The following is an 8519-nucleotide window of genomic DNA, read 5'->3' on the forward strand; positions in this document are numbered from 1 at the left end:
ATCGCACTGCTTACTTCCACGCTGATGGCTAATCTTTACGTGGGTGAGATTCGCACTCACTGGTTCTTACGCACTTATCTTGGCGCACCATAAATAATCCTTTAATTAAATTCTACTGACGGTTATTTTAAGGCTATTTTATTTTAAATCAATAAGTTGTATTGAAAAAGGAGAAAAAATTATTTAATGTTCGGATTCATTTATCCTGGGAGAAAATATGATTTATCAGAATGGAAATTTTGACGAAATTTTACTAAATAAGTTTTTTTTTATACCTAAAAAACTGAATAACGATAATTATTATGAATTTGACGATCTTATTTTAACCAAAACCCCATATCATAGTCCTATGTTTAATATTTGTTGGGTAAATAAGCTGAATCCAATTTACTTTGAGAATTCGATGAAAAAAACAATTGAATATTTTTCTCCAAAACCTTTTTCACTCTGGTTTTATTCAGATGATTTCCCAAATTTTTTAAATGAAATATTAAATAAACTTTCATTTAGTAAAAAAAATAATAAAATAGGAATGAGTTATGATCTAAATAATTTTGATCTAAATAAATTATCCATTCAAAGTCATAAAGTTACTGAAATTAGATCGGATAACGAATTAGAAGAATTTTTAAATGTAGTTGATGAATATGAGCCATGTGCAAGAGGGTATTTTAAAAAAATATCAAAAGAACTTGGTTTTTCAAAAGATAATCCTTATCGATATTTTTATTTAAGTATTCATGATAAACCAATTTCTATCGCTTCGCTGTATTTTCATAATGAAAATTGTGGTTTATTTGATGTTTTCACTCATCCTAGTTTCAGAAGAAAAGGTTATGCTTTAAACTTATTTTTATCTCTTTTAGAATATGCTAAAATGAACGGAGCGAAAAAATTATTTTTAACTACTTCATATTCAGAAAAAACAAATGAAAATAAACTTGTCGATTTTTATAAAAAGATTGGTTTTCATGAGGATTGTAAATACATTTGTTTTGAATATGAAGGTTCAGGATTTTAAGAAACTTTATTTTGAATTGTTCTTCTATTTTTATTCATAATCCAAACACTATTCATAACATAAAAAAGCAAAGCAATCCAGACCAATGAAAAACTTAATATTTTAATGTTATTGATATTTTCTTTAAAAATAAAAACAGCAATTAAGAGTTGAAGTGTAGGGCTGATGTATTGGAAAAAACCGACCTTGGTCAGTGGCAATAATTTTGCTCCTGAAACATATAATAAAAGAGGAATAGAAGTGATAACTCCAGCAAAACATAATAAAATACTTAAATTTATATTCGTTAAAAAAGTCAATTCGGCATTCATTTTTAAATAGAAAATATATAGCAAGGCTATTGGTGCAAGTATTAAAGTTTCTATGGTAAGGCCATGTATGGAGTCAATTTGGACTTGCTTACGTAACAAAGCATAAAATCCAAATGTACCAGCTAAAAGAATAGGAATAAAAGGGGTAAATCCAATAAAACTGATTTCAGTAAATTGAATAATGATTGCTATTATTGTAATATATAATGATATCTTTTGTATGTTATTTAATTTTTCTTTTAAAAATATTAAGCCAAGCATAATATTAAAAATTGGGGAAATAAAGTAACCAAAACTGGATTCCATAAGGTGGTTATTTAAGATTGCCCAAATACAGGTTAGCCAATTTGCAGAAATTAAAATAGATGTGCAAATTAAAGTAGCAATTTTTTTAGGCGAGTAAAAAACTTCAATCAATTTGTATATTTGTTTCTTATAAGCAACAATTGTCATGAGAAAAAAAATGGACCATAGAATACGATGCGCTAAAATTTCTAATGGGTTTACGGTTTGTAAAGCTTTAAAATAAATGGGCGTTAACCCCCAACTTAAAAAAGCAATGATAATAAAGATAATTCCATAAGTACTTGATTTAAGTTTATCTTTCATGCTTTTTTTCCTTGGATAACTTATTTTAAAGGATATAAATTGTATTTCATTCAATTTTTAAAATGAAATGAATTATTATCATGTACGAACTTTTTTAGGAAATCAATTTTGAATTTAAAAATAAAAACTTAAAAATATAAAAAAATGCATTAAATTTTCGATTTTAAAATTATACATAAAAAAAGACCCTATTCATAAAAATAAGGTCTTAAAATAAAAATAAAAATAAAAAAATAAATATTTATTTCTTTATTTTTGCAATAGATTCCATTTCTTTTCGAATAAGAATCATTTTTTCCGTAGCTAATTCTGGTGGAACGGTACGTGGATTTCTAAAGTAACTGCTTTCATCGAGCTCACGACGACAAAACATGGTTTGATAGGTATGATGCTCTGGTGAGTTCATATCAATTGTATCATAGTCACGTAAAATAAGCGGTGAAACATATTTCGTAATACTAGACATGTCATGATCCATAAATATTTTTTCGTTACGTTTGTTACGTGCAAATCCACGGACAACATAATCTACACACACAACATCTGTTTCAAATGCCTTAAACATAAAATCTAGCGCATAAAGGGGAGAAATGCTTCCACAAGTGGCTATGTCAATGTCTACTCTAAAACTGCATATCCCTGAAGGATCGAGGCTATCTGGGTAAGTATGGGCGCAGATATGGCTCTTGTCTAAATGTATAGAAACTGTAGATTGTGCCATGAGGTTAGAGGACTTTGAAGATGACGATTGCATGTTTGCTTCTTTTGTAGCCTGATCTCCTTTAAGATCACTCATCAAAAGAACCACACTTGCTCCATAAGGATCGAAATCTTTTGAACTTACGTTCAATACTTCGGCATCTATGATTTCAGCAATGCGAATGAGTTGAGACTCGATCTGTCTTGCAGAATATTTTTCGTCAATATAACGAATATAGGAAGCTCTTTCCTCATCATTAAGAGCGACTGCAAAGTCATAGAGATTAAAGCTTAAAGCTTTAGTAAGGTTGTTAAAGCCGAGTATTTCTGTCATCTTATGTCCTCAATGAGTTCTGCTTATTGTTACTTAAGCAAATTATCTGATCTTACAGATATAATGCAATATAGTGTAGAGTGGAAAATGCAACAGTAATTTTCCTCTACCGAACTGATTGGGTAAAATATTGTAGCATAGACAGTCTTGCAAGGATATTTTTCAAGTTTTTTGGTTTTATAAGTTCAATAAAATCAATATGTAAGGTGTATCAGATGGATTCCAAGCGCGGACTATTTTTGGTTATTTGTGATGATCCCGAACTTGCCTCAACTTTAGTGCATATTCAAAAAAATATGGATATTAAGGTTTGGCTTCCAAATAAACAAAATCAATTACAAACCTCTCTGATAGAGGCCTGTGAAGATTCTGATAAAGTTGATGATATTCTCGTAAAAGGGGATATTACAAAACCTGCCTTTTTTTCTCAATGGAAAGAATACGATCCTATATGTGTCGTTTTATCATTAAAGGATAATGACAAGTATTCTAATGTTAGAGAAATATTATTAGAAGAATTACCAGAGTCTCGAATTTTATCATTTCAAATTGGACATCCTGAGGAAGTACCTCGAAAGCTTGTCGATAATGATCGAGAATTAGTGCTTTCTTGGACGGAGCTTTTAAGTAGACCCATTAGCGCAGAATTAAGGCATATAGAAAGTACTCATCGAGTAAAAGAAATACGAGATATTCTAATGGAAGGTGATAAAATAGCCCTTCTACTGCAACCCGATCCCGATCCTGATGGATTAGCTTCTGCTCTCGCACTAAGATGTTTATTAGGTCGTAACAAAGTATCCACCCCAATTTGTAGCTTCGGTAAAGTAACAAGACCTGAAAATATCGCTATGATGCAACTACTTGACCTTGAAGTTATTACTATAAAGCCAGAAGATCTTATAAATTATGATAAAGTAGCACTCCTAGATACCCAGCCTGCCCATTTTACTGTTCCTTTACCAAGAGTCGACGTCATTATAGATCATCATCCCATGGTGGCAAATTATTCTCATATTCCTTATTGTGATGTTCGTTCAAAATATGGAGCAACCTCTACTATTTTGACTGAATATTTAAGAGCAGCAGCGGTTAACATTGGGCAACGCCTTGCAACAGCATTATTGTATGGAATTAAAGCAGATACTTTGCATTTAAATAGAGAAGTAATTGATGCCGATTTGTATGCATTTGTTTCTTTATATCCTGATATAAATTATAATTTATTAAGGCGTATGGAAAAACCTGAGCTTCCTATGAGATTTGCTCCTGTTTTAGCAAATGCATTATTAAATATGGCCTTTCAAGATAAAATTTTAGTAAGTTTTATAGGTAATGTTGAGCGTGAAGATCTCATTCCTCAAGTTGCCGATTTTATGCTTCAATTTGAAAACATTGAATGGGTTGTTTGTGTCGGTATTTTTGAAAATAATATTGTGATGAGCGTTAGAAATGTTGGATATGTAAAAAATGCTGGTGATGTTGTGAGACGAATTTTAAATGGAATCGGTAGTGGTGGTGGTCATAGAACGATGGCAAAAGCAATCTTTCCCATTGTTGGTTGGAAAGATAAATTTGGAAGTATTAGTGAAGAAAATATTCGTTCTACTGTTCTTAAACTTTTTCTCGAGGAAGCTACATGAGTTTCTTTTTAGCAAATTATTTATCTAAACAAGATGAAGATATAAAACCTTTACATGTTGGCTTTGGTTTTTATGGAGAAGAAATACAAAAAAGACTTGGAAAATTAAAAAAAATAGAATTAGATATAAATACAGATGCCGCTATAAAACTGGAGTCTTCTATTATTGAGAAAACTTCTTCAAAAATAATTCCTTCTTTAGAAGATAATGCATCTATAGCAATTCCAAAATCAGATAATAAAAATAAAACAGATAAAAATGATGAGCTTCAAAATAAATTTTTAGATAATCAGAAATTTAAATCAGAATATTATGTAAATCCTTTTTTTGCATTTTTAGCTTGGACGATCGATGCCATATTAGGTTTTTGTTTTTTAATTATTTCATTATGTATTAACTACGTATTTGTTCCAAAAGGGATATTTGTGGTTTCGCCAACAGTCCAAAAATATTTAAATTATGTTACTTTGGATGTAAGTGTTTTTCATACATTTTTATTTTCTTTGCAAGTTTGGTTTTTAATGGCTTTTCTTGTTTTTCTTTTTCAATATACCATTTTAGGCTTTGAAGGCTCTACTTTAGGGCGTTGGATATTTGGAATTGCGATTCAAAATAATAAAAACAAAGGTTTAAAAGTTTCTGAAAAGACAAAAGTATGTGCTGCTTTATCGGAGTCTTTGTTATTAGGCGGAATTCTATCCTTTATATTTGTTGTCATTTCCCCATCTCGTGTCCCTATCTTTTTCTGGATGCGCTACTCCTCAAAAAAATAAATAATCACTTTTGAGTTTAAATATTTCATGATAATGGTATACGACCGAATGTTATTTATCGTTTTTTAATTTTGAAAATACAGTTATTTAGAGGCTCAAAGAAAATATAATAGGAAATTCTTATTATGTTCGCTTTTATTGATTTTCAAATTACATATGGAGTTAAGCGACATGTCTGATATCTCATCTTTTTATTCTGCTCTGTCTATTCGTAAAGTTTTTCGTCCTCAAAATGCAGACGGTAAACAATCTCGAATTGCAGATTATTTTGCCTCTCATGTTTTTGATCTTCGTGCCATGGTAAAAAGATTATCCGCCCAAGATCTTGAAACAATGACCAAAGTAATGAAATATGGCGGAAAAATTGATGCTTCATTGGCAGAAAGAGTCGCTTCGGCAGCAAGAGAGTGGGCTATGGAAAAAGGAGCAACTCATTATTGCCATTGGTTTCAGCCACAAACAGGAGCAACAGCTGAAAAACATGACGCTTTTTTATGGTTTGATAAACAAGGAAATCCAATAGAAAGATTTACAGGACCTGAACTTCTTCAAAGTGAGCCCGATGCATCTAGTTTTCCTTCAGGTGGTATCCGATCCACATTTGAGGCAAGAGGTTATACGGGTTGGGATCCCTCAAGCCCTATGTTTATTATGGAAACAGAAAATGGAAAAACTTTATATATTCCTTCTGTTTTTATAAGCTACCACGGCGAAGCTCTTGACTTTAAAACACCTTTGTTACGTTCTAATGGGTCTCTATCTGTTGAAGCAACAAAAACTCTAAATTTAATTGGTGAAAAAAAAGTAACACACGTAACAACATCGGTAGGCCCTGAGCAAGAATTTTTTATTATTGATAAAAAACATGCTATGAAACGCCTTGATTTACATTTATCAGGACGCACTGTTTTTGGTCGTAAACCTTCTAAAGGGCAAGAGCTTGAAGATCATTATTTTGGTCATATTCCAAGTCGTGTTCAATCCTTTTTTAATGAATTAGAAGTTGAATTATATAAATTAGGCGTCCCTGTTAAAACTAGACACAATGAAGTCGCGCCTGGTCAGTTTGAAATTGCGCCTATTTATGAAGGCTCAAATATTGCTGCCGATCATAATCAACTCGCATTAAAATGTATAAAAAGTGTTGCCTTAAAAAATGGTTTTGTTGCTTTATTACACGAAAAACCTTTTGCCGGCGTAAACGGAAGTGGAAAACACGTAAACTGGTCCATGAGTGATTCTTTAGGAAGAAATTTATTGGATCCAGGAGCTACTCCGCACGAAAATTTAGTCTTTTTAACTTTTTTATGCGGAATTTTACAAGGAATTTATGATAATGCAGACGTTTTAAGAGCTTCTATTGCTTCTGCAGGAAATGATCACAGACTTGGTGCAAATGAAGCGCCTCCTGCGATCATCTCCGCTTTTTTAGGTAACACGCTTGATAAAATTTTAAATGCAATTGAATCCGGATCTGTTGATAAAGTAAACGCTGAAAAAATTATGATCGATCTTGGTGTTTCGCATGTTCAAGAAGTTGCTAAAGATAATACCGACCGCAATAGAACTTCTCCTTTTGCATTTACGGGTAATAAGTTTGAATTTAGAGCTGTTGGATCAAGTGCTCCTATAAATTACCCAACCGCTATTTTAAATGCTGCTGTTCATGATGGATTAACAAAAATAAATAAAAAATTAGAAGAAAAAGCTGTAAATGGAGTTGTTTCAGATAACGATTTATTGCTCATTCTTCGCGAAGTTATTATTCAAACTAAAAAAATCCGTTTTGAAGGGAATGGATATTCCCAAGAATGGCGTGATGAAGCTGCTCAAAGGGGTCTATCTAATTTTTCAAAAACTCCAGATGCCCTTATGGTATTAGCGGATAAAGAAAAAACAAAATTTTTAAAAAATGCGGGAGTATTTAATACAGAAGATATATTGAGTAGACTTGCAATTCAACAAGAGCGCTACATTAAACAATGTCTTATTGAAGTAAATTGTGCTATTGAAATGGCACAAACTTTAGTTTTACCTGTCTGTATTGAATTTCACTCAAAATTAATGAAAAATGCAAAACTTTCTTCTGAAGTCAGTTGTTCATCTCCAGCTAAAAAAATGGCAGAGCGTTTTGGAGATGATATCAGTCATGTTTGGAGCACTCTTGAAGCTCTTAAAATTCAAGTTGAAAAAATCACATCTGGCGATGCACTTGATCATCATCATTTAGAAAAAACAAGTAAAATTATTTCTGAAGTATTAATGTTAAAACTAGAAGATCTTCGTGTTGCAGTAGATACGGTAGAAGCATTTGTACCAAATGATTTGTGGCCATATCCAAAGTATTCCGATATGATTTTTGGAATTGAGTAATTATTTCATTTTTTTAATTTTAAAAAACTAACCTGAAAAACAATTTAACTTTTGAAAGAATTTTTTTTCAGGTTTTAATCCTTGAAAGCTTTTTAATAATATTATAGATTGAGTTTTTGAAATATTTTTATTTGGTAATATATCTAATTCAAGTGATTTTAAATAAAATCTTTTGAGACAACATTCGGTAATTTTACTTTTGTTTAATGGACTGTTTAATAAAGCAGAAATAAGGGCAGAATTATTTAATGGAGATGATTTTTCTAAAATAATATTTTGAAAACTATTCATATTTATTAATGAATTCGCACAGAATGTAAATAAGCTTGTTTCTTCAGTTCTGATTGTTCCACCAAACCCTAAAAAATCGGAGTATTTTTTTAATCCAATTTGATTATTGGTAAAAAGTTTATATACAAGTTCTGTTAATTTAGTATTAAATAGAAGCTTATTGCTGTTTTTAAGTTTTTCTAATTCATTTTTAAAATCTGTACTCCTTTTTAATCCTGTTTGACCATATTTTTTGGGAGATTGGTTTAAATAATTGGTACATCCTAAAATTAATTGATCTATAATTTGAATATTTAATTTTTCAAATTCATCCAATGAAGATAAAAATACGGTTAGTGATTTTTGAAAATTAAATATGCCAGTTAAGAGTTGAGAATGTGTTTTTAGAAAAAGAATATGTACTTAAAAAGGCATGCAGAAAATCTTCCGAAAACATGGACAAGCAAGCCCTTTGTTGAACGGACT

General features: G+C 30.9%; 7 protein-coding genes. 4 read left to right on the plus strand and 3 right to left on the minus strand.

Annotation, left to right across the window (positions count from 1 at the left end; translation table 11 throughout):
• Window positions 1–217 precede the first annotated feature (217 nt).
• Window positions 218–1021: a GNAT family N-acetyltransferase gene (locus ACIQ56_RS11230; RefSeq protein ID WP_397601151.1), complete on the plus strand. Its 804-nt coding sequence runs from the start codon at window positions 218–220 to the stop codon at window positions 1019–1021.
• Here the strand turns inward: ACIQ56_RS11230 and rarD are convergent.
• Together rarD and ACIQ56_RS11240 are read right to left on the minus strand one after the other, a co-directional pair.
• Entirely contained in the window at window positions 1018–1941 is a 924-nt protein-coding gene (gene rarD, locus ACIQ56_RS11235) for an EamA family transporter RarD (protein ID WP_397601152.1), read from the minus strand. The genes ACIQ56_RS11230 and rarD overlap by 4 nt on opposite strands.
• Before the next feature lie 241 nt (window positions 1942–2182).
• Window positions 2183–2974 (minus strand): S-adenosylmethionine decarboxylase, encoded by a 792-nt coding sequence (locus ACIQ56_RS11240; protein ID WP_397601153.1) that lies wholly within the window; start codon window positions 2972–2974, stop codon window positions 2183–2185.
• A 215-nt stretch (window positions 2975–3189) separates the two neighbouring features.
• On the opposite strand from ACIQ56_RS11240, the gene ACIQ56_RS11245 reads away from it, so the two are divergent.
• From ACIQ56_RS11245 to ACIQ56_RS11255, 3 genes are all read left to right on the plus strand, one after another.
• Window positions 3190–4617 (plus strand): bifunctional oligoribonuclease/PAP phosphatase NrnA, encoded by a 1428-nt coding sequence (locus ACIQ56_RS11245; RefSeq protein WP_397601154.1) that lies wholly within the window; start codon window positions 3190–3192, stop codon window positions 4615–4617.
• Window positions 4614–5390 (plus strand): RDD family protein, encoded by a 777-nt coding sequence (locus tag ACIQ56_RS11250; protein WP_397601155.1) that lies wholly within the window; start codon window positions 4614–4616, stop codon window positions 5388–5390. Before ACIQ56_RS11245 ends, ACIQ56_RS11250 begins: the two co-directional genes overlap by 4 nt.
• Window positions 5391–5561: 171 nt before the next feature.
• Window positions 5562–7763, plus strand: coding sequence for a glutamine synthetase III (locus tag ACIQ56_RS11255; RefSeq protein ID WP_397601156.1), 2202 nt, complete (start codon window positions 5562–5564; stop codon window positions 7761–7763).
• 27 nt (window positions 7764–7790) lie between these two features.
• Here ACIQ56_RS11255 and ACIQ56_RS11260 read toward each other — a convergent pair whose 3' ends face one another.
• Window positions 7791–8369 carry a hypothetical protein gene (locus tag ACIQ56_RS11260; protein ID WP_397601157.1) on the minus strand — a complete coding sequence of 193 codons (579 nt, stop codon included), beginning with the start codon at window positions 8367–8369 and terminating at the stop codon, window positions 7791–7793.
• Window positions 8370–8519 lie beyond the last annotated feature (150 nt).

The sequence above is a fragment of the Silvanigrella sp. genome (assembly GCF_044369315.1).
GTDB lineage: Bacteria > Bdellovibrionota_B > Oligoflexia > Silvanigrellales > Silvanigrellaceae > Silvanigrella.

What these genes read in the sequence shown, in the direction of transcription:
- rarD (WP_397601152.1), bottom strand. Translation starts at nt 1,941, where the DNA reads ATGAAAGATAAACTTAAATCAAGTACTTATGGAATTATCTTTATTATC.
- ACIQ56_RS11250 (WP_397601155.1), top strand. Translation starts at nt 4,614, where the DNA reads ATGAGTTTCTTTTTAGCAAATTATTTATCTAAACAAGATGAAGATATA.
- ACIQ56_RS11230 (WP_397601151.1), top strand. Translation starts at nt 218, where the DNA reads ATGATTTATCAGAATGGAAATTTTGACGAAATTTTACTAAATAAGTTT.
- ACIQ56_RS11245 (WP_397601154.1), top strand. Translation starts at nt 3,190, where the DNA reads ATGGATTCCAAGCGCGGACTATTTTTGGTTATTTGTGATGATCCCGAA.
- ACIQ56_RS11255 (WP_397601156.1), top strand. Translation starts at nt 5,562, where the DNA reads ATGTCTGATATCTCATCTTTTTATTCTGCTCTGTCTATTCGTAAAGTT.
- ACIQ56_RS11240 (WP_397601153.1), bottom strand. Translation starts at nt 2,974, where the DNA reads ATGACAGAAATACTCGGCTTTAACAACCTTACTAAAGCTTTAAGCTTT.